This window comes from Brevundimonas sp. D3-1P, from assembly GCF_055809335.1.
The window spans coordinates 254,364-273,941 of record NZ_CM147908.1; the positions used below are offsets into that span (position 1 = coordinate 254,364).

Annotated in this window: 18 protein-coding genes; 10 read left to right on the forward strand and 8 right to left on the reverse strand. The window is 66.3% G+C overall.

The window, feature by feature from the left end; translation table 11 throughout:
- Positions 1-35 precede the first annotated feature (35 nt).
- Both AC0L6G_RS01290 and AC0L6G_RS01295 read left to right on the forward strand, forming a co-directional pair.
- The gene (locus tag AC0L6G_RS01290) at positions 36-1,514 is read left to right on the forward strand and encodes an efflux transporter outer membrane subunit (RefSeq protein WP_184273120.1); all 1,479 of its coding nucleotides are present in this window, start codon (positions 36-38) and stop codon (positions 1,512-1,514) included.
- An 80-nt stretch (positions 1,515-1,594) separates the two neighbouring features.
- Positions 1,595-1,924 carry an ArsR/SmtB family transcription factor gene (locus AC0L6G_RS01295; RefSeq protein WP_184273123.1) on the forward strand — a complete coding sequence of 110 codons (330 nt, stop codon included), beginning with the start codon at positions 1,595-1,597 and terminating at the stop codon, positions 1,922-1,924.
- A gap of 155 nt (positions 1,925-2,079) precedes the next feature.
- Here the strand turns inward: AC0L6G_RS01295 and copM are convergent, their stop codons facing one another.
- Entirely contained in the window at positions 2,080-2,490 is a 411-nt protein-coding gene (gene copM / locus AC0L6G_RS01300; RefSeq protein ID WP_184273126.1) for a CopM family metallochaperone, read from the reverse strand.
- Positions 2,491-2,501: 11 nt separating this feature from the next.
- On the reverse strand, positions 2,502-2,696 hold the full coding sequence (locus tag AC0L6G_RS01305) for a heavy-metal-associated domain-containing protein (RefSeq protein ID WP_184273131.1): 195 nt from the start codon (positions 2,694-2,696) through the stop codon (positions 2,502-2,504).
- 159 nt (positions 2,697-2,855) lie between these two features.
- Between AC0L6G_RS01305 and AC0L6G_RS01310 the strand changes: the two genes are divergently transcribed.
- Positions 2,856-5,363, forward strand: coding sequence for a heavy metal translocating P-type ATPase (locus tag AC0L6G_RS01310; RefSeq protein ID WP_224762239.1), 2,508 nt, complete (start codon positions 2,856-2,858; stop codon positions 5,361-5,363).
- 15 nt (positions 5,364-5,378) lie between these two features.
- Positions 5,379-5,831, forward strand: coding sequence for a Cu(I)-responsive transcriptional regulator (gene cueR, locus AC0L6G_RS01315; protein WP_184273134.1), 453 nt, complete (start codon positions 5,379-5,381; stop codon positions 5,829-5,831).
- Between the two features lie 45 nt (positions 5,832-5,876).
- On the opposite strand, the gene hppD is transcribed toward cueR, so the two are convergent.
- Complete coding sequence (hppD, locus tag AC0L6G_RS01320; RefSeq protein WP_184273137.1) at positions 5,877-6,947, reverse strand: 4-hydroxyphenylpyruvate dioxygenase; 1,071 nt, start codon at positions 6,945-6,947, stop codon at positions 5,877-5,879.
- Between the two features lie 192 nt (positions 6,948-7,139).
- On the opposite strand from hppD, the gene AC0L6G_RS01325 reads away from it, so the two are divergent.
- From AC0L6G_RS01325 to AC0L6G_RS01340, 4 genes are all read left to right on the forward strand, one after another.
- Positions 7,140-7,607 (forward strand): Lrp/AsnC family transcriptional regulator, encoded by a 468-nt coding sequence (locus AC0L6G_RS01325; RefSeq protein WP_473252737.1) that lies wholly within the window; start codon positions 7,140-7,142, stop codon positions 7,605-7,607.
- A 137-nt stretch (positions 7,608-7,744) separates the two neighbouring features.
- A complete protein-coding gene (locus tag AC0L6G_RS01330) occupies positions 7,745-9,424 on the forward strand; it encodes a tetratricopeptide repeat protein (RefSeq protein ID WP_221434179.1) in 1,680 nt (559 codons plus the stop codon).
- A gap of 162 nt (positions 9,425-9,586) precedes the next feature.
- Positions 9,587-10,651, forward strand: coding sequence for a DMT family transporter (locus AC0L6G_RS01335; protein WP_473252738.1), 1,065 nt, complete (start codon positions 9,587-9,589; stop codon positions 10,649-10,651).
- Positions 10,652-10,666: 15 nt separating this feature from the next.
- Positions 10,667-11,872 (forward strand): bifunctional alpha/beta hydrolase/OsmC family protein, encoded by a 1,206-nt coding sequence (locus AC0L6G_RS01340; RefSeq protein WP_224762238.1) that lies wholly within the window; start codon positions 10,667-10,669, stop codon positions 11,870-11,872.
- A gap of 56 nt (positions 11,873-11,928) precedes the next feature.
- On the opposite strand, the gene AC0L6G_RS01345 is transcribed toward AC0L6G_RS01340, so the two are convergent.
- Entirely contained in the window at positions 11,929-12,399 is a 471-nt protein-coding gene (locus AC0L6G_RS01345) for a DUF411 domain-containing protein (RefSeq protein ID WP_184273149.1), read from the reverse strand.
- Between the two features lie 9 nt (positions 12,400-12,408).
- Positions 12,409-12,684 carry a metal-sensing transcriptional repressor gene (locus AC0L6G_RS01350; RefSeq protein ID WP_184273152.1) on the reverse strand — a complete coding sequence of 92 codons (276 nt, stop codon included), beginning with the start codon at positions 12,682-12,684 and terminating at the stop codon, positions 12,409-12,411.
- Between the two features lie 67 nt (positions 12,685-12,751).
- Between AC0L6G_RS01350 and AC0L6G_RS01355 the strand changes: the two genes are divergently transcribed.
- Together AC0L6G_RS01355 and AC0L6G_RS01360 are read left to right on the forward strand one after the other, a co-directional pair.
- Positions 12,752-14,080 (forward strand): MFS transporter, encoded by a 1,329-nt coding sequence (locus AC0L6G_RS01355; RefSeq protein ID WP_184273155.1) that lies wholly within the window; start codon positions 12,752-12,754, stop codon positions 14,078-14,080.
- A 193-nt stretch (positions 14,081-14,273) separates the two neighbouring features.
- Positions 14,274-14,693 carry a MerC domain-containing protein gene (locus tag AC0L6G_RS01360; protein WP_184273158.1) on the forward strand — a complete coding sequence of 140 codons (420 nt, stop codon included), beginning with the start codon at positions 14,274-14,276 and terminating at the stop codon, positions 14,691-14,693.
- 160 nt (positions 14,694-14,853) lie between these two features.
- Here the strand turns inward: AC0L6G_RS01360 and AC0L6G_RS01365 are convergent, their stop codons facing one another.
- The 3 genes from AC0L6G_RS01365 to AC0L6G_RS01375 form a co-directional block, all read right to left on the reverse strand.
- Entirely contained in the window at positions 14,854-15,522 is a 669-nt protein-coding gene (locus AC0L6G_RS01365) for a transmembrane anchor protein (protein ID WP_184273162.1), read from the reverse strand.
- A 14-nt stretch (positions 15,523-15,536) separates the two neighbouring features.
- Positions 15,537-16,268, reverse strand: a complete 732-nt coding sequence (locus AC0L6G_RS01370; RefSeq protein WP_191558759.1) for a HupE/UreJ family protein — start codon at positions 16,266-16,268, stop codon at positions 15,537-15,539.
- Between the two features lie 111 nt (positions 16,269-16,379).
- Complete coding sequence (locus AC0L6G_RS01375; RefSeq protein ID WP_184273168.1) at positions 16,380-19,565, reverse strand: efflux RND transporter permease subunit; 3,186 nt, start codon at positions 19,563-19,565, stop codon at positions 16,380-16,382.
- Between the last annotated feature and the right edge of the window lie 13 nt (positions 19,566-19,578).

Consider the following 19,578-nt stretch of genomic DNA (forward strand, 5'->3'; position numbering starts at 1 on the left):
GGACGACGCGGCCAACCCACAAGGAGAATGACTCCATGAAATCCTCTTCTCTGCTTCGTCCGGGCCGCAGGCTCGCTTACGGCGTCGCCCTGTCGGCGGTCTTTGCGGTGGCCGGTTGCGCCATGGCGCCGACGACGGTGCGGCCCGTCGCGCCGGTGGCGGCGGCCTATCCTTCGCAGGCGGATCAGGCGGCCGCTCCGGCTGCGGTTGCGGCGGCTGATCTGGGCTGGCGCGATGTCTTTCGTGATCCGGTCCTGCAACAGCTTATCGCGACCTCACTGGACGCCAACCGCGACCTGAGGGTCGCCGCCCTGAATGTTGAGGCGGCGCGCGCCCAGTATCGCATCCGGCGCGCTGACAGCCTGCCCCGCATCGACGGCGTCGCCGCGGGCGTGTCGCAGAGGACGCCGGCGGATCTCAGCCCAACCGGTCAGTCCGAGGTGACGCGCGCCTATGAGGCGGGCGGGGCGGTCACGGCCTGGGAGCTGGACCTCTGGGGCCGTGTGCGCAGCCTCAATGACCAGGCCCTGGCGACCTGGCTTGCGCTGGACGAGACGCGGACGGCCGCGCAACTCAGTCTGGTGTCGGAGGTGGCGACCGCCTATTTCACCCTGCGCACCGATCAGGCCCTGCTGGAACTGGCCAGGGACACCGCCGAAGCCCAGCGGCGCTCTCATGAACTGACCCAGCTTCTGGCCGAGGTCGGGGAGGCGGGCGAACTCGATGTCCGCAGGACCGAGATCGCGCTTCGCTCCGCCGAGGCGGATCAGGCGGTTTACGAACGGCAGGCGGCTCAGGATCTCAACGCCTTGACCCTGCTGATCGGCCAGCCTCTGGATGCGGACCTGGCCCGGACGCTTCAGGCATGGGCGGGCGAACCGCTGCCGGATGATGTGGTCGAGGCGAACCTGCCCGCCGGTCTGCCATCCGATCTGCTGGACCGACGACCGGATATCCGCGCCGCCGAACAGATGCTGCGCGGCGCCGACGCCAATATCGGCGCCGCGCGCGCGGCCTTCTTTCCGACGATCACCCTGACGGGCTCGGCAGGATCGGCCAGCAGCGATCTGGACAATCTGTTCAGCGCCGGAACCAGAAGCTGGAGTTTCGCGCCCCGGCTCAGCCTGCCGATTTTCAACGGCGGCGCCCTGTCGGCCAATCTGGACCTCGCCAAGGTGCGGCAGAGAATCGAGGTGGCGCGTTATGAGCGGGCCGTTCAGGCGGGCTTCCGGGAGGTCGCCGATGGGCTTGCCGCGCGCGACGCCCTCGAACGACAGATCCTTTCCGAACAGCAAAGGGTGGATGCGAGCCGCCGCGCCTATGATCTGGCGCAGAGGCGGCATCAGGAAGGCGAGGACAGTTCGCTGTCGGTTCTGGACGCCCAGCGCACCCTTTATGGATCGGAACAGGCGCTGCTGCGCGCCCGTCTGGCCCGGCTGAGCAATCTGACGACCCTCTACAAGGCGCTGGGCGGCGGCTGGACCGAACAGACGCAGACAGGCGGTCGCACTTGATTGGAGCGACGCCCTGTCTCACGATACATGAACAGGTGAAGACATCGCCATATGTTTAATGATGCGGGGAAGCGTACGCCATGTCGGAACGGGCCAGCGACGAAAAGGTGCCAGCGCTGGATACGCGCCAACTGTCGGCTCTTGCAGAGACCTTTCGTCTGCTGGGCGATCCGACCCGTCTGAGAATCCTCATGTTCTGTCTGAATGGCCCGAAGCCTGTCAAGCAGATCGCCGACAGCCTGGACCTGTCCCAGACCCTCGTCAGCCACCATCTCAGGCTTCTGCGCGGGGCGCGCTTGGTCCGGGGAGAACGTTCCTCGCGGCAGGTTTTCTACGAGGTGGCCGATCATCATGTCAGTCATGTGCTGATCGACATGCTTCACCACATCAATGAGGATGAGGACGCCTGAAGACGACGGCGGCGATTGGGCGCTGTTCGGAAAAGGGTTCAGGCGCACCAGGGACTGGTGCGCCTGCCATGGCGTTCTCGAAGGTTTCTGTCCGATGACGCCAACTCCACCGTCACATCGGGGGAGGGAACGGACGGGCGGCGAAGGGGCGGCCTTTACCGGTTCCGGGTATCGAGCCAGGACTGCATCATGGCGATCTCCGCCTCTTGGGCGGTGATGACGGACTCGGCGAGCCGGCGAACCTCCGGATCCCGTCCATGTTCCAGCGCGACGCGGGCCATGTCGATGGCCCCCTGATGGTGTGGAATCATTCCCTTCATGAAATCGACGTCGGCGTCGCCGGTGAAATCGATGGTCATGTCGGCGTGCATCCGGTCGTTGGCTTCCTGATAGGCGCGCACGGCAGGATTGCCGGAAGGGACGGGGGCGGGGTGATTGGCGTGGCTGTTCTGGGTCATGGCGTGTTCCGAATCTCCTTTGACGATCTGGGACTGGGCATAGGCGAGACCGCTGGCGGCCAGGGCGACGCCGGCGATGAAGATGACGGTGAGAGCCTTCGCTTGCATGTCGGAAGAGCTCAGAGGGGCCGGGCGGTGTATCCGTCGTCCGCCAGCGCCTGCTGGATGGCGTCGGCGTCGGCGGTGGTGGTCACCGAGATGGTGCGCGACACCGTATCGGCCTCGAGACGGGCGTTCGGATCCACCGTGGCGATGGCCTGGGTGATGTGCTTCACGCACGAGCCGCAGGTCATGTTTTCGACGTGGAACTGCATGGGAAAAGTCCTTTCGCATCGGTTGGTGAGAGATGAAATGCCCCTTGCCATCGTTGGAAGGTCAAGGATGGTCGCGACTTTTTTTGGGGAGTTGACATTCCAACAATGGGAAGCCCCATCATCCCTGCGAACTCTAGTCACCCGTGTGAGGATCGCGCGATGAACGCCCCCTATGCGCCGACGAAAACCGTCGGCTCCCCGTTGAGTCTGCCGATCGAAGGCATGACCTGCGCGTCCTGCGTCGGCCGCGTCGAACGCGCCATCAGCAAGGCGCCGGGCGTGGCCGCGGTCAGCGTCAACCTCGCCACGGAGCGGGCCGACATCCAGGCGAGCGGACCGATCCAGATGGCAGACCTCGTCAAGGCTGTGGAATCGGCCGGTTACACCGTTCCGGCCGCCAGCGTCGAACTGGCGATTGAGGGCATGACCTGCGCGTCCTGCGTCGGGCGGGTCGAAAAGGCGCTGAAGGCGACGCCGGGCGTGGTGAGCGCCAGCGTGAACCTGGCCACAGAACGGGCCACGATCCAGGGGGCGGCGGACGTGTCGGCCCTGATCGCCGCCGTGGCTGGCGCGGGCTATACGGCGCGTCCGCTGAGCGACGCTGCGGATGCGGGCGAAGAAGCGGCCGAGCGCAAGGACGCCGAACGCGCCGCCCTGAAGCGTGATCTGATCATCGCCGCCGCTCTGAGCCTTCCGGTCTTCCTGCTGGAGATGGGGTCGCACCTCATTCCGGGCGTCCATGCGATGATCGCAGGGACCATCGGCATGCAGGCCAGTTGGTATCTGCAGTTTGCCCTGACCACGCTGGTGCTGGCCGTGCCGGGCGCGCGTTTCTACAAGAAGGGTCTGCCCGCCCTGGGGCGTCTGGCGCCGGACATGAACTCGCTGGTGTCTGTCGGCACCCTGGCGGCCTATGCCTATTCCCTGGTGGCGACCTTCGCTCCGGCGCTACTGCCGGCGGGAACGGTCAATGTCTATTACGAGGCGGCCGCCGTCATCGTCACCCTGGTCCTGCTGGGGCGCTTCCTTGAGGCCCAGGCCAAGGGCCGCACTTCCGAGGCCATCAAGCGTCTGGTCGGGCTTCAGGCCAAGACCGCGCGCGTGCGCCGCGACGGCATGATGGTCGAAATCGCCATCACCGAGGTGGCGGCTGGCGATCTGGTCGAGGTCCGTCCCGGCGAGCGCGTTCCGGTCGACGGCGAAGTCGTCGAGGGCGAAAGCTATGTCGATGAATCCATGATCACCGGCGAGCCGGTCCCTGTGGCCAAGACTTCGGGCGCAGCTCTGGTGGGCGGCACTGTCAATCAGAAGGGCGCCCTGGTGTTCCGCGCCACGGCGGTCGGCGACGGCACCATGCTGTCCCAGATCATTCGCATGGTCGAACAGGCCCAGGGCTCCAAGCTGCCGATCCAGGCGCTGGTCGACAAGGTGACGATGTGGTTCGTTCCGGCGGTCATGGCTGTTGCCGCCCTGACCTTCCTGGTCTGGCTGGTGTTCGGTCCGTCGCCTGCGCTCACCTTCGCCCTGGTCAATGCGGTGGCTGTGCTGATCATCGCCTGCCCGTGCGCCATGGGTCTGGCGACGCCGACCTCCATCATGGTCGGCACCGGTCGCGGCGCCGAACTGGGCGTGCTGTTCCGCAAGGGCGAGGCGCTGCAACTGCTCAAGGACGCCAAGGTCGTGGCCGTCGACAAGACCGGCACCCTGACGGAAGGTCGTCCCGCCCTGACGGACCTGCAGATTGAACCCGGCATGGAGCGCGCCCGCGTTCTGGCTCTGGTGGCTGCGGTCGAGGCCAAGTCCGAACACCCCATCGCCCGCGCCATTGTCGAGGCCGCCGAGGCCGAGGGTCTGACGCTGCCGCTGGTTTCGGCCTTTGAGTCCGTTACGGGACGTGGCGTGACCGCGACAGTGGACGGCGAGGCCGTGCAGATCGGTTCGGATCGCTACATGGGCGAACTGGGACTGGACGTGGGCGTCTTCGCCGCCGCCGCTGGCCGCATGGGCGATGAGGGCAAGACGCCGCTCTACGCCGCCATCGGCGGACGTCTGGCGGCGATCATCGCGGTGGCCGATCCGATCAAGGCCAGCACTCCGGCGGCCATCGCCGCCCTGCACGGACTGGGCCTGAAGGTGGCGATGATCACCGGCGACAACCGCCGCACCGCCGCCGCCATCGCCCGCCAATTGGGCATCGACGAAGTCGTGGCCGAGGTGTTGCCGGACGGCAAGGTCGAGGCGGTCCGCCGTCTCAAGGGCGAGCATGGCCGGGTCGCCTTCGTCGGCGACGGCATCAATGACGCCCCCGCGCTGGCGGAATCGGATGTGGGCCTGGCGGTCGGCAACGGCACGGATATCGCCATCGAGGCGGCCGATGTGGTGTTGATGTCGGGCAGCCTGAAGGGCGTGGCCACGGCCATCGCCCTGTCGCGGGCCACCATCGGCAACATCCGCCAGAACCTGTTCTGGGCCTTCGTCTATAACGCCGCGCTCATCCCTGTCGCCGCCGGCGTGCTGTATCCTGTGTGGGGTGTCTTGCTGTCGCCCGTGTTCGCGGCGGGCGCCATGGCCATGTCCAGCGTGTTCGTGCTTGGCAACGCCCTGCGGCTGCGTGGCTTCCGGTCGCCGCAGGGCGGCGAGGGCGATGGCGCGGGACGGCTTGGGTGAATAGGAGAGATCAGTATGAATATCGGTCAGGCAGCTAAGGCTTCCGGCGTATCCGCCAAGATGATCCGCTACTATGAGCAGACCGGACTGATCCCGGTGGCGGACAGAAAGGAGTCGGGCTATCGCGACTATTCGGACGCGGACGTGCACCGGTTCCGGTTCATCCGGCGCGCCCGCGACCTCGGTTTTTCCGTCGCTGAGATTCAGGACCTGCTGAGTCTGTGGAACGACCGGTCGCGTCAAAGTGCTGATGTAAAACGCATCGCCAGCGCGCATATCGCGGTGCTCAATGCGCGAATCGCCAGCCTCAGGCAGATGTCTGAAACCCTGCAGACGCTGATCGCCTGTTGCGCGGGCGACAATCGCCCCGACTGTCCGATCCTAATGGATCTGGAAGAAACCTCGGAAGCGCCGCCGACCGGTGTCCGGTCGGCTGGCGGGGTCGGTCAACTGAAGTCGCGCGTCTGAGCGATGACGGGGGTCGGATGATATGCATCCGACCCCCGCGCCGGGTCAGGCGTCGACCTTGATCACCCCGCGCCGGATCTGGTCGAGCTCGATCGATTCGAACAGGGCCTGGAAGTTGCCGTTGCCGAACCCTTCGTTGCCCTTGCGCTGGATGATTTCGAAGAAGATGGGTCCGAACAGATTCTCGGTGAATATCTGCAGCAGAATGCCTTCCTCGCCGACGTTTCCGTCGATGAGGATGCGGTTCGCCTTCAGCCGCTCCAGATCCTCGCCGTGGCCGGGCACCCGCTTGTCGACCAGTTCGTAATAGGTCTCGATCGTGTCCTGCAATCGTACGCCACGGGCGCGCAGGGCTTCGACGGTTTCGTAGATGTTATCCGTGGTCATGGCCAAGTGCTGGATGCCCTCGCCGTTGTATTCACGGATAAACTCCTCGATCTGGGACTGGTCGTCCTCGCTCTCGTTCAGCGGAATGCGGATGGCCTTGTCCGGCGCGATCATCGCCTGGGAGATGAGGCTGGTGGCCTGGCCCTTGATGTTGAAATACTTCTGCTCCTCGAAGCCGAAAATCTGGTTGTAGAAGCCGGACCAGGTCCGCATCTGGCCCCGACGGACGTTGTGGGTGAGGTGATCCAGGATATCGAGGCCGACGCTGTTTGCGGCCTCGGCCTCGCGCCATCCGTCGATCTCGGTCCAATCGTCGTACAGCGACCCGGCTGCGCCGTGGCGGTCGACGAGATAGAGGTAGGAGCCGCCGATGCCTTCCAGCACCATGGCGTCAGCGCCGAGCGCGCCGGCGGCGGCGTCGGCGGCGCGCGCACCGCGCGACAGGGCCAGATCATAGGCCTGGCGAGCGTTGGCCACGCGGAAGGCCATACCGCTGGCTGAAGGCCCGTGCAGCGCCCGGAACGCAGCCGCCTGTCCGGTCGCTTCGCTGTTGACGAGCAGATTGGTGCGCCCCTGCTTGTAGCGAACCACCGCCTTCGTCGGGTGACGGTGTGTGGCGACGAAGCCGAGGCGTTCGATCAAGGTGGTCATCGCCTCGGGATCGGGGCTGGTGAATTCCACGAATTCGAAGCCGTCCAGACCAATGGGGTTCTCGGGGGTGATGCTCATGGGGGTGTCTCCGGCATTCTTTGACGGCGCGTCTGTGACAGATGGCGCAGGCGCGCGCGAGGGAGGTGAGGCCAGAGCTCGCGAGGAGGCTGCGCCATCGTGGTCATTGTAGACCGGATAGGCGAGGATCGCCTTTCAAAGCGGCTCGAATTTGAGCGTGATATGAAATCCAATTCCAGAATGGACGAGTTCATGAAAGAAAGAGTGCTGGATGATGTCGATCGTCGGCTGTTGCGCGCCTTACAGGGCGACGCCGGCCTGAGCCATGTGGCCCTGGCGGAGCTCGCCGGATCGTCTCCGGCGTCGTGCTGGCGCCGGATCCGGGCGCTGGAAGAGGCGGGAATTCTGAAGGGAGCCATGCGACTGGTCGATGCCGAAAGGGTCGGCCGGGGCGTGAACGTGATGTGCCAGGTCAGGATGCGGTCGCACGCCCCGGCAGACAGGACCGCCTTCGAGGCCTACCTCGCCACCCGGCCGGACGTCATGGAGGCCCATTCCATGTCCGGGGAATGGGACTACCTTCTGCGGATCGTGGCCGCAGACGTCGCCGGTTACGAACGCTTCCTGATGTGCGATCTGCTGAACCATCCGAATGTGGCGACCGCCGCCTCCCACTTCGCGCTCAGCCAGGTGAAATACACCACCGCCGTGCCGCTCTAGGCGGATCGCATGGATCGACACGGCCGGAATCCCGCGATCTGCGCTTGAAACATGATATATGAATATGTATTCAGGTATTAACTTATAGCCTTGGCGGTCGGGTTCCCAGATCGGCCCTGGCCAGCGGAGCATGGATGATGAAAGACGACTATTACGACCTTGGCGACTTCCGTCGCGATGTGACGACCACCTCGCCACAGGCGCAACTCTGGTTTGATCGGGGGCTGGCCTGGGCCTACTGCTTCAATCCCGAGGAAGCGGTCCGCTGCTTCGAAAAGGCGCTCGACTACGATCCCGACTGCGCCATGGCGCACTGGGGCGTCGCCTTCGGCACGGGCCCGAACTACAACAAGGCTTGGCGGCTTTTCGACGCCGAGGACATGCAGAAGGCCGTGACGATCGGCCGTGCCGCGCTTGAACGCGCTCGCGAAGCGGTCGCCCGCAACGGCACCGCCTTCGAAAAGGCCCTGATCGCGGCGCTTGGACCACGCTTTCCCGAACAGGCGACCCGCGACCCGGAGGAATTCGATCGCCTGAACCGCGCCTACGCGGACGCCATGCGGGTCTTTTATCAGCAGTTCTCTGACGACATCGACGCGGCGGCGCTGTTCGGGGACGCCTTGATCTGTCTCAGTCCGCGGGCTCTGTGGGATCTCGATACGGGAGAACCGATCGGACCGGGCACGCTGGAGGCCCGGGCGGTGATCGAGGACGCCCTGCCGCGTCCCGGGGGCGACCGGCATCCGGTCCTGAACCATCTCTATATCCACCTGATGGAGATGTCGCCGTGGCCCGAGATCGCGCATCCGGCCGCCGACCGTCTGCGTCGGCTGTCGCGGGACGGCGCCCATCTGGCGCATATGTCCACCCACATCGACAACGCCTGCGGCGACTGGCGCCGGGTGATCGATTCCAACCTCGATGCGGTCGAGGCGGATGAACGCTATTTCGGTCACGAGACCGAAGTCGGCGCCTGGTACAACGTCTATCGCGTCCACAACCTGATGGTCGGCGCCTATGGCGCGATGATGGCGGGCCGTTCGCGTGAGGCGTTGTTCATGGCGAACCGGCTGAAGGAAGTCCTGACGCCGCAACTGCTCGGCATCCAGAGTCCGCCGATGGCGGATTTGCTCGAGGCGCACGGCACCACGCTTCCGCATGTTCTCATTCGCTTCGGGCGCTGGCAGGACATCCTCGATTTGGAATTTCCGACGGACCGCGAACTTTATTGTTCGACCACGGCGATGATCCACTATGCCCGCGGCATCGCTTTCGCGGCCCTGCGGCGCGTGCCGGAAGCCGAGGCGGAACGGGAGAAATTCATCGACGCCGTCGCCGCGGTGCCGGACAGCCGTTTCAACTCCATTCCCGTGCCGGAGCTCCAGGCGCTCGCTATTGCGCGCAAGATGCTCGACGGGGAACTGGAATACAGGAAGGGAAATATCGAGGAGGCGTTCTCGCTGTTGCGCGAGGCGATCGCCCTCGAGGACACGCTGCCCTACAGCGACCCTCCGGCCTGGCTGCAGCCCGTCCGCCACGCCTATTGCGCCCTGCTGACCGAGCAGGGGCGGCACGCCGAAGCTGCCGAACAGCACAGGATCGACCTCGGGCTGGAGCGCAAGCTGGGCAGGCGGCGGATCCGACCGAACAACGTCTGGAGCCTGCACGGCCTCTACGAGTGTCTGACGAAACTCGGCCGGCACGACGAGGCCCGGGAGATCGTCCTCCAGCGCGACATCGCCGTGGCTTCGGCCGACATCAAGATCGCCGCAGCCTGTTTCTGTCGCCTGAGCGCCTTTGAGAACGAGGCCGACTGACGGGACCGGATGCTCGACCGGCCTGACCGTGCCGGCGCCGTCCGGGCCTGGCGCGCTGCGTGCGATGTCCGGATCACCTGCGTCTTCCTCTGATCCGTCACGGGCTTGCCGGACGCCGCCGGCGGGCTGGGGAGCCTTGCTCGTCGGCGATTGGAGGAGGCGATGAAGGGAAGCAGGATGTGGAACGGGACTCGCCTGGTCGCCGCCTCGCGCACCGCGCTGACGACGCCGATCCTCTCGGTCACGCTCGTTCTGCTTCTGTCGGCGAGCTGGCTGCTCGTCGGCTACCTCGTTTCGGGCGTGTCGCCGCTGCTGGTGGCCGCCGGCCGCACAGGGGCCAGCTTCATCGTCTTTGCCGCGATCGTGCTGTTTTCCGCTCGGAGCCGTTCCGAGGCGCGGATTGCGGCGCGACGCGGCGGAACAGTCGCTCTGCTCGGACTGCTGGGCTTCTTCCTCTACTATGCCGGAACCATGCTCGGCGCGGCGTTCATCGGCCCCTCCCGCACCGGTCTGATCATCTCGCTTCTGCCGAGCCTCACATTCGTGATCGGCGCCGTCGCCTTTGGGGAACGGGTCACCCGCAACAAGGTGCTGGGAGCCTGTCTCGCCCTGGGCGGCGCGCTGGTCTATGCGATCTCAGACATGCCCGCAAGCGAGGGTCATGCCGGGGCGGAGGGGCTGCACCTCATCGGCGGCGCCCTGCTCGTGTTCGGCGGAACAGCGTCCTACGCCCTGTACGGCTACGTCTTCCGCGCGCGCATGGCGGACCTGTCCGCCCTCTCGGCCTTGCCGGCCATTACCGGGGCCGGCGCCGCCATGCTGGCCGTGACGGTCGTTCTCTTCGTTCCGCTCGTCGGCGTCGCGCCTTCAGACTGGGCCGCCATCGCAGGTCTGGGCGCGGGGCTGACGGCGCCGGTCTTCCTCATCCTGCACAGGCTCATCCTGCGGAAGGGGGCGCTCTTCACAGCCTCGCTGATGCTGGCGGTGCCGTTCCTCGTCCGCATGGGGGAGTGGGGGCTCGGCTGGGAAGCCGCGCCGGGCGCATTCAGCCTGCTGTTGCTGCTGGTCTGCGCCGGCGGCGTCTGGCTGACCCTCCGGGACGGCCGACAGAGACCGAGGCGGCCGCCTGATGCGAAGCCCGACGACGCGTCGCTTGACCATGCCGCGGCGGAACACTGTAGGCTGGGCCGCATCATCCCGAGCGGCCCGCGCCGATTGGACCCATGAATGGAGAACATGCGAATGAGCGGAGACAAGGAGTTCGAGTTCGGACTGGGGGACGGGCGCAGGATCGTCGGCGTGATCGAGCGGCCGCAGGCGACGCTGCGAGGCTGGGCCATCGTCGCGCATTGCTTCAGCTGTGGTCAGGACGGTCTGGCCGCGGTGCGGCTGTCTCGGGCGCTGGCGCGAAGCGGGGTAGGCGTCCTGCGTTTCGACTTCGCCGGGGCGGGTGATCGGGACGGCCAGGTCGCTGACGCGAGCTTCGCCGCCGACGTGCAGGATCTGATCGCGGCCAGCGGAGCCATGGAAGCGGCCGGCATGACGCCGAATCTTCTGGTCGGTCACAGCCTGGGCGGCCTGGCGGTGCTGGCCGCCGCCGAACATCTGCCCCAGGTGCGGGCCATCGCCACCATAGGGGCGCCCGCCGACGCGGCCCATGTACTGACCCATGTGTCAGAAGAGGATCTGAAGCGGATCGAAAGCGAAGGGGAGGCCGAGGTGACGCTCGGCGGTCGACCGTACCGGATCGGCCAGAGCTTCGTCGACGACGTCAGGACCCGCTCGCCTCTGGATGCCGTCAGCCGTCTGAAACGCGCGCTGCTGGTGATGCATGCGCCGCTGGACGAGGTCGTCAGCATCGACAACGCTTCCGCCATCTTCGTGGCGGCCAGACATCCCAAGAGCTTCATTTCCCTGGACGACGCCGATCACCTGCTCACCCGCCAGACGGACGCCGACTATGTCGCCGGCGTCATCGCCTGCTGGGCGTCGCGCTACCTTCCGGCGCTCGAGCCCGACCTGACGGGAGACGAGGGCGACTTGGCTGGCGTCCTCGTCGAGGAGACGGGCGGCGGCGCCTATCAGACCCGGGTTCGCGCCGGGCCTCATGCCTTCCTCGCCGACGAACCGGTGAGCCTGGGCGGCCTGGGCAGTGGTCCATCGCCGTTCGAACTCGTGTCGGCGGGTCTGGGCGCCTGCAGTGTGATGACCATGCGTATGTACGCCGCCCGGAAGGGATGGCCGCTGAAACGGGCCGCCGTTCGCGTCGTGCACTCGAAACGGCGGGACCAGACGCCGGCCGACGTCTTCAAACGCGCCATCACCCTTGAAGGCGCGCTGGACGAGACGCAGCGCGCCCGGTTGCTGGAGATGGCGGACCGCTGCCCTGTCGATCTGATGCTCGTCCGGGGCGCGGAGGTTGAGACCGAACTGCTCCCCGCCGCCTGAACGGTTTCGGCCGGGTGTGCGCCGAGTGCCGGTCGCCCGGCCACACCCGCCGAAAGTCACCCCCCGTTATGACGGCCGTACACCCGGGTCCGACCATCGGCGAGCAACAGCAGGGAGACGTAGGGCTCACGTCCGGCGGATTCCATCCCGGGCGAGCCGGCGGGCATGCCGGGAACCACCAGGGCGCGCCCAGCGGGCGCCTCCCTGATCAGCCGATCGATATCGGCGGCCGGCACATGACCCTCGATGGCGTAGCGGCCGACGACGCCGGTATGGCAGGAGGCGAGCCTGTCCGGCACCCCGTGGCGCGCCCGGACGGGGGCGAGGTCCTCGACATCGATGACACGGGCCGTCCAGCCGGCCTGGCGCAGATGACCGACCCAAAGGCCGCAGCAACCGCACCAGGGCGTCTTGTAGACCGTGATGTTTCGTCGCGTCTGGGCCATCGCTCCGGATCCGACGACGACGCCACAAAGCACCAGCCCGCCAGACAGAATGCTGCGACGGCTGGGGGAGGGTGAAAACATGCCGATCCTTCACAGATACTTGGTGATGTCGCGAAATTCGGCCAAGGCGGCCCGCGACTGTTCAGGCGCGCCCGCCGCAGCCTGCGCCAGGCAATGATCCACATGGTCATGGATCAGGGTCCTCTTGGCCGCTGCGACCGCCTTCTCGATGGCCTGAAGCTGCTGGGCGAGGTCGAGGCAGGCCCGGCCGTCCTCCATCATCTGGACGACGGACCGCAGATGGCCCTCGGCGCGCTTGAGGCGCTTGATGACTTCCGGATGCGAAGCATGAGAGATGTGTGCCATGAGTTTGACCTATCCCCCTGGTGGGGATAGGTCAAATGGCGAAAACGCCCGCATTGGAAGGTCCGTGATGTTCTCGCCCCTGAGGAACGCCGCCTATCGCCGCCTGTTCATCGCCCAGGTGGCGGCCTTGCTGGGGACCGGCATGGCGACCGTGGCCCTGGGGCTGCTGGCGCATGATCTGGCAGGCGCCAGCGCCGGTGAAATCCTCGGCGTGGCCTTGGCGATCAAGATGATCGCCTATGTCGGCGCGGCGCCCTTCGCCAGCGCCCTGGCGTCGAGACTGCCGCGCAAGACCCTGCTGGTTTCGCTGGACGTGATGCGGGCCGGCGTCGCGGCCTCGCTGCCCTTCGTCTCCGAGGCTTGGCAGGTCTACGGGCTGATGACCGTCCTCTATGTCGCCTCGGCGGCCTTCACCCCGGCTTTTCAGGCCATGATCCCCGACCTGCTGGAGGATGAGGGCGAGTACACCAAGGCCCTGTCCCTGTCCCGGCTGGCGGCCGATCTGGAAAGCGTCGCCAGCCCCGTGCTGGCGGCGGTGCTGTTGGCCGTCATCAGCTATCACAACCTCTTCGTCGGGACGGCGCTGGGCTTCATCCTGTCGGCGGGCTTCGTCGTAACGGCGGTCTTGCCCAAGTTGTCGGCGTCGCAGAGCCTGCCGTTCCTGCGTCGTCTGACCGGGGGCGTGAAGCTGTTCGCCCTGACGCCGCGCCTGCGCGGCTTGCTGGCGATCAGCCTGGCGACGGCGGCGGGCGGCGCCATGGTCTTCGTCAACACCGTGGTCCTGGTGCAGTCGAACTTCGGCCTGTCGCAGCAGGCGACTGCCTGGGCCCTGGCGGCGTTCGGCGGCGGGTCGATGACGGCGGCCGTGTTTCTGCCGAAGACGTTGGAGCGGGTGACGGACCGCAGCGCCATGGTGTCGGGCGCGGTCCTGATGACGGCGGTGCTGATCGCAGGGGCCCTGTTCGCCCGCAGCTATCCGATGCTGATCGGTCTGTGGATCGTCATGGGCTTTGGCTACTCCCTGACCATCACCCCTGCGGGTCGCGCCCTGCGTCGATCATCGACGGCGATCGAGCGACCGGCCCTGTTCGCCGCCCAGTTCGCCCTGTCGCACGTCTGTTGGTTGATCGCCTATCCGGTCGCGGGGCTGGTGTCGGCCGAAGCCGATCCTCAGGCGGCCTTCGTCGTTCTGGCGGGACTTTGCGGTCTCGGCGCCTTGCTGGCGCTCGTCCTCTGGCCTGCGCATGATCCGCTGAACCTGGTGCACGATCACCTCGATATGGAGCCGGATCACGCGCACCTGGACGAGGGAATGCGCCCCGATGCGGCAGGCGTAGCGCACGCCCACCCTGTAATGATTGATGACAATCACCGCCGGTGGCCGAAGCGGCGGTGAGGCGATGCGCCTGGAAATTGGACGGCCGCTTGACCGAATGTGATGTTATCCTATAACATTTTATGGAGTCTTTCTGTCCGAGGTTTTCATGCGCGCCGCTTTCCGCCTCATGGCTTCGTCCCGCAAGGACATAGCGCCGCTGCCGGGTCGTAACCTGCGTCTCGGCATGGCCTATCAAATCTAAGTGCGACGGATGATTCAGGCCGCTGCAAGCCAAGGCGCAAAGGGCAGATCGGGCGACGGAAGGGCTGGCGACATCCTGGCCATGCTTCTGTCTCTGGTCTGCTTCCTTCATTGTCTGGCGGCGACGATCGCCGTTGGCGCGCTTTCGCTCTCTGGAGCCTGGGTGGAAACGGAAGCGCTGCATTGGGGGTTGGCCTTCGCCGCCACGGGCCTGTCAGCTTGGACCTTGTTTCGTCAGGTCAGGCATGACTGTTCGTGGACGGTGAGGGCACTGGCGATGGCTGGCGCGGGCTTCCTGTTTCTGGGAGCCGCCGAGGTTCCGAGCCCTTTGTGGGGAACCGTCATCACTGTGACAGGAGGCGCTGTATTGATCCTCGCGCACGGCCTGAACTGGCGCTCCCGCCAAAGAGCTGCTTGCTGCGCGCGCTGAGGCGCGATCAGGTCACGAGTTAAGTGCGATGACTGTCGCCGACCAACCGAAGGCCTAGGCAGGCGATCTGGGACGCTTCCGCGTGAGGTCCTTGTTAACCTGCACGTTCAGGCCTGGCTTCGCCGCCGCCTGATCGGGTGGCGGCGAAGAGGGACTAGGCCTACACGACCCGCTTGATCTCCGTATAGGCGCCCTCGGTCTTGAGGGTGATGGTCACGGGCTGGCCGGTGCGGTTGCGCCAGAACCAGCCGTGGCTGCCGGTGAAAGCTGCTGTCAGGACACCTTCTTCACGAGGGGACGAACCCTTGCCATAGGCATGATAGGAAACACCGGGCCGGTCAGCATGGGTGTCGAAATTGATCTTCCCGCCGCTGCTCGTCCAGGTAAACCGCGCGGTGGCGCCTTCCTCCATGACCAGTTTGATCTCGGCGCCCTGGTCGGGTTGCAGCGTCAGGATCGTTTCGTCGGTGCGCACGGCGCCGGGCGCGACGACCGTCGGAGCCGCAGGGGGAGCGGCGTTCGGCCCGGACGTCTGCGCCTGTGCGATGGCGGGCGCGGAAGCGGCGGCCGAGGCTGCGGGGGCAGCATCCACGGCGGCTGCGTCGGCCGCAGCGTCCGCTTCGGCTTCCTTGGCGAGTTGCTGCTTGATGCGGCCCATTTCGGTCAGGCCGAACACCGAGCCGATGCGGGTGGGATCGACGCCGTATTCGGCGGGCAGAACGACCGTGATCAGGAGCGCCGAGGCTGTGACGGCGGCGACGCCGGTCGACTTCAACAGGTGGCCCGTGGACGGCAGGTCGGCTTTGGATGGGCGGTTTGCGTTGTACATGAGGGTGTCTCCGGTCACATGACGAAGAAGCCGACGAGCTGATAGCCCGTCAGAATGAAGCCGAGCGTCATCAGCACGACGTTGGTGAGGTAGGCGTGCTTCCAGAAGCCGTCCGTGCGGCGCCAGAAGCCCATCAGGATGAGGATGCCGCCCAGGGCGAGCAGTTGGCCCAGCTCGACGCCGATGTTGAAGGCGATCAGGTTGCCGATCAGTCCCTCGGAGGAAAGCTGGAAGTCCTGCAGCTTGGTGGCGAGACCAAAGCCGTGGAACAGGCCGAAGATCATCGTGGCCGCCTTGGTGGAGGGCTGGAAGCCGAACCACCTCCGGTAGGCCCCCATGTTGTCCAGGGCCTTGTAGACGACCGACAGGCCGATGATGGCGTCGACCAGATAGCTGGAGACGCTGATGTTCGTCAGGACGCCCAGCAGCAAGGTCGATGAGTGGCCGATGGCGAACAGCGTCACATAGATGCCGATGTCCTTCATCCGGTAGAGGAAGAAGATGACGCCGAACAGGAAGAGCAGGTGGTCGTAGCCGGTGACCATGTGCTTGGCCCCCAGGTAGACGAAGGGCCAGAACAGGAAACCCGAGGTCTCCTGGATATAGCCCTTGTCGCCTTCGGCGACGCCGTGGGCGAGGACCTGGCTCAGTAGGCCCTCAAGGAAGAGGAAGCCGACCACGAGGACCGCCAGGGTCCAGGGTGATCGAAGCCACGACAGACGGTCGCGGCAGGGTGCGGAAGTCATGGGCATCCTTGCGATGGGAGTGAAGGTGCGACGTCCGCCGTCATCTGCGGATGTCGGTGATGCGTTGAGGCGCTGACGAGCGGCCGCCCCGGAACGGGGCGGCCGACCGCTTCAGAGCCCGCGGCGGCGACGGAAGGGGAGGTGGTCCAGCCAGGCGGGCCTGGGCCGATCGCCCGGGGCGTCGCGTCCGTGGACCAGGCTGTAGAGAGCCGGGAGCACGAGCAGGGTCAGGATGGTCGAAGAGACGATCCCGCCGATGACCACGGTGGCCAGCGGACGCTGGACCTCCGCCCCGGCGCCGACGTTGACCGCCATGGGGACGAAGCCGAGGCTGGCGACCAGGGCGGTCATCAGCACCGGGCGCAGGCGCGTCAGCGCCCCTTCCCGGATGGCCTGGCCCACGGGCCTGCCCTCTTCGATCAGACCCCGGATGAAACTGACCATGACGACGCCGTTCAGCACGGCCACGCCCGACAGGGCGATGAAGCCGACGCCGGCCGAGATCGACAACGGCAGCCCCCGCAGCGCCAGCGCCGCCACCCCGCCGGTCAGCGCCAGGGGCACGCCGGAGAAGACGATGGCGCTATCCCGCCAGGAGCGGAACAGGGCGAACAGCAGGCCGAAGATCAGCAGCAAGACCGCCGGAACGACCAACTGCAACCGCTTGGCCGCCGAGATCAGTTGCTCGAAGGTCCCGCCGTAGGAGACCCAGTAGCCGGCGGGCAGGTCGACTTCCTGATCCACCCGCTCTCGCACCTCGCCAACGAAGGAGCCGAGGTCGCGATTGCGGACGTTGGCCGTCACGACGATGCGACGCTTTCCGTCTTCGCGACTGATCTGGTTCGGGCCGGTCTCCAGCGTGATCGTCGCGATCTCGCTGAGCGGCACGAAGCCTCGCGGCTGACCGTTTGCACCCGGAAGCGGCGCCTGAAGGCGGCCGATGGCGGCGGTGTTGCGGCGCAGGTCTTCCGGCAGGCGCACGACAATGTCGAAGCGTCGGTCGCCCTCGAAGATCTGCCCCGCCGTCGCCCCGCCCATCGAGGTGGAGATGACTGACTGAACATCGGCGATGCTCAGACCCAGGCGCGCGATGGCGTCCCGGTTCGGGGTGATCTGCAGCATGGGCAGGCCGGTGACCTGCTCGGACTGCGGATCGGCGGCGCCGGGTACGGCGCCGACGATTTCCTCGATCTGGGAGCCGAGTTGCACGAGTTGATCCAGGTCGTCGCCATGGACCTTGATGGCGACGTCGGCCCGGACGCCGGACAGCAGTTCGTTGAACCGCATCTGGATGGGCTGGGTGAACTCGTATTTGCTGCCCGGCACAGCGTTCACCGCCTCTTCCATCTCGCGAACGAGTTGGAGTTTCGGTTTGCGGGGATCGGGCCAGTCCTTGCGGTCCTTCAGCAGGATGAAGGTGTCCGCGACCGAAGGCGGCACAGGGTCGGTGGCGACCGCCGCCGTGCCGATCTTGGCCACGACCCGTTCGACCTCCGGGAACTTCGCCAGACGGGCTTCGAGAGCGGTCTGCATCTCGATGGCCTGGGTCAGGCTGGTGCCCGGAATGCGCAGGGCGTGCATGGCGATGTCGCCTTCGTCCAGGTTCGGCACGAACTCCGACCCCATGCGTGAGGCGATCAGGGCCGCGCCCACGACAAGGGCCACGGCCACGGCGACCATGGCGATGCGCATCCTCAGGGCGAAGTCGAGCGCCGGTTGATAGCCGGTGCGCGCCCAGCGCATCAGGAAACTGTCCTTCTCCTGCACCTTGCCGGTGACGAACATCGCCACCGCCGCCGGCACGAAGGTCAGGGACAGCACCAGGGCGGCGGTCAGGGCGATGACCACGGTGATGGCCATGGGATGGAAGGTTTTGCCCTCGACCCCGTCCAGGGCGAAGATCGGCACATAGACCAGGGTGATGATCAGGACGCCGAACAGGGACGGCCGGATCACTTCACTGGACGCGCGCGCCGCCAGGGAGAAGCGCTCGTCACGGGTCAGCAGACGCCCCTGCCGATGTTGGGCCTCGGCGAAGCGCCGCAGGCAGTTCTCGACGATGATGACGGCGCCGTCGACGATCAGGCCGAAGTCCAGCGCGCCCAGGCTCATCAGATTGCCCGACACCCCGGTTCGCACCATGCCGGTGATGGTCATCATCATGGTGATGGGGATGACCGCCGCCGTGATCAGGGCCGCGCGGAAGTTCCCCAGCAACAGGAACAGCACCACGATCACGAGCAGGGCGCCCTCAAGCAGGTTCTTCTCGACCGTCCTGATGGCCCGCTCGACCAGGTCGGTGCGGTCATAGACGGGCGATGCGACCACGCCATCCGGCAGGGCCTTGGCTGCTTCCTCCAGTCGGGCCGCCGCCGCCTGGGCGACGACACGGCTGTTCTCACCGGCCAGCATCAGGACGGTCGCCAGGACCGTCTCCTTGCCGTTTTCCGTCGCCGCGCCTGTGCGAAGTTGTTCGCCTAGGCCGACTTCGGCGACTTCGGCGATCCGGACAGGAACGCCGCCGCGCGTGGTGATGACGATGTTGGACAGATCCTGCGCCGTCGAGGCCTGACCCGGCACGCGGATCAGCCATTGCTCGCCGTAGCGTTCGACATAGCCGGCGCCGACATTGGCGTTGTTGCGCTCCAGCGCCGAAACGACCTCGTCCATGGTGACGCCGAAGGCGGCGAGCCGTTCAGGACGGGGCGTGACGTGGTACTGGCGCTCGTAGCCGCCGATGGTGTTGACCTCGGTGACGCCGGGCGTGTTGCGCATCTGCGGACGGATGACCCAGTCCTGCAGGGTGCGAAGATCCTCAGGCGAGTAAGGCGCACCATCGGCCTTGCGGGCGCCCGGCCTGGCCTCGATCGTGTACATGAAGATTTCGCCCAGACCCGTGGCGATCGGCCCCAGTTCAGGCGACAGGCCTGACGGAAGCTGGCCGCGCGCGGTCTGAAGCCGCTCGTTGACCAGTTGCCGCGCCCTGTAGATGTCGGTCCCGTCTTCGAACACGACCGTCACCTGGCTCAGGCCGTAGCGCGAGACGGACCGGGTGTAGGACAGGCCCGGCACGCCGGCGACGGCGTTTTCGACCGGGAAGGTGATGCGTTGTTCGGCCTCAAGCGGCGAATAGCCGGGCGCCTCCGTATTGATCTGGATCTGGACGTTGGTGATGTCGGGCGTGGCGTCGATCGGCAGCTTCTGGAAACTCCAGACGCCGATGACGGCCGCCACGAGGACGAGCGCCAGCACGACCCAGCGATGCCGGATCGACAGGCTGATGATGCGTTCAAGCATGGTGACGCATCCC

Bases quoted from the DNA above. Each gene is read 5' to 3' on its own strand.
- AC0L6G_RS01290 (WP_184273120.1), top strand. From the start codon at position 36: ATGAAATCCTCTTCTCTGCTTCGTCCGGGCCGCAGGCTCGCTTACGGC.
- AC0L6G_RS01295 (WP_184273123.1), top strand. From the start codon at position 1,595: ATGTCGGAACGGGCCAGCGACGAAAAGGTGCCAGCGCTGGATACGCGC.
- copM (WP_184273126.1), bottom strand. From the start codon at position 2,490: ATGCAAGCGAAGGCTCTCACCGTCATCTTCATCGCCGGCGTCGCCCTG.
- AC0L6G_RS01305 (WP_184273131.1), bottom strand. From the start codon at position 2,696: ATGCAGTTCCACGTCGAAAACATGACCTGCGGCTCGTGCGTGAAGCAC.
- AC0L6G_RS01310 (WP_224762239.1), top strand. From the start codon at position 2,856: ATGAACGCCCCCTATGCGCCGACGAAAACCGTCGGCTCCCCGTTGAGT.
- cueR (WP_184273134.1), top strand. From the start codon at position 5,379: ATGAATATCGGTCAGGCAGCTAAGGCTTCCGGCGTATCCGCCAAGATG.
- hppD (WP_184273137.1), bottom strand. From the start codon at position 6,947: ATGAGCATCACCCCCGAGAACCCCATTGGTCTGGACGGCTTCGAATTC.
- AC0L6G_RS01325 (WP_473252737.1), top strand. From the start codon at position 7,140: ATGAAAGAAAGAGTGCTGGATGATGTCGATCGTCGGCTGTTGCGCGCC.
- AC0L6G_RS01330 (WP_221434179.1), top strand. From the start codon at position 7,745: ATGAAAGACGACTATTACGACCTTGGCGACTTCCGTCGCGATGTGACG.
- AC0L6G_RS01335 (WP_473252738.1), top strand. From the start codon at position 9,587: ATGAAGGGAAGCAGGATGTGGAACGGGACTCGCCTGGTCGCCGCCTCG.
- AC0L6G_RS01340 (WP_224762238.1), top strand. From the start codon at position 10,667: ATGAGCGGAGACAAGGAGTTCGAGTTCGGACTGGGGGACGGGCGCAGG.
- AC0L6G_RS01345 (WP_184273149.1), bottom strand. From the start codon at position 12,399: ATGTTTTCACCCTCCCCCAGCCGTCGCAGCATTCTGTCTGGCGGGCTG.
- AC0L6G_RS01350 (WP_184273152.1), bottom strand. From the start codon at position 12,684: ATGGCACACATCTCTCATGCTTCGCATCCGGAAGTCATCAAGCGCCTC.
- AC0L6G_RS01355 (WP_184273155.1), top strand. From the start codon at position 12,752: ATGTTCTCGCCCCTGAGGAACGCCGCCTATCGCCGCCTGTTCATCGCC.
- AC0L6G_RS01360 (WP_184273158.1), top strand. From the start codon at position 14,274: ATGATTCAGGCCGCTGCAAGCCAAGGCGCAAAGGGCAGATCGGGCGAC.
- AC0L6G_RS01365 (WP_184273162.1), bottom strand. From the start codon at position 15,522: ATGTACAACGCAAACCGCCCATCCAAAGCCGACCTGCCGTCCACGGGC.
- AC0L6G_RS01370 (WP_191558759.1), bottom strand. From the start codon at position 16,268: ATGACTTCCGCACCCTGCCGCGACCGTCTGTCGTGGCTTCGATCACCC.
- AC0L6G_RS01375 (WP_184273168.1), bottom strand. From the start codon at position 19,565: ATGCTTGAACGCATCATCAGCCTGTCGATCCGGCATCGCTGGGTCGTG.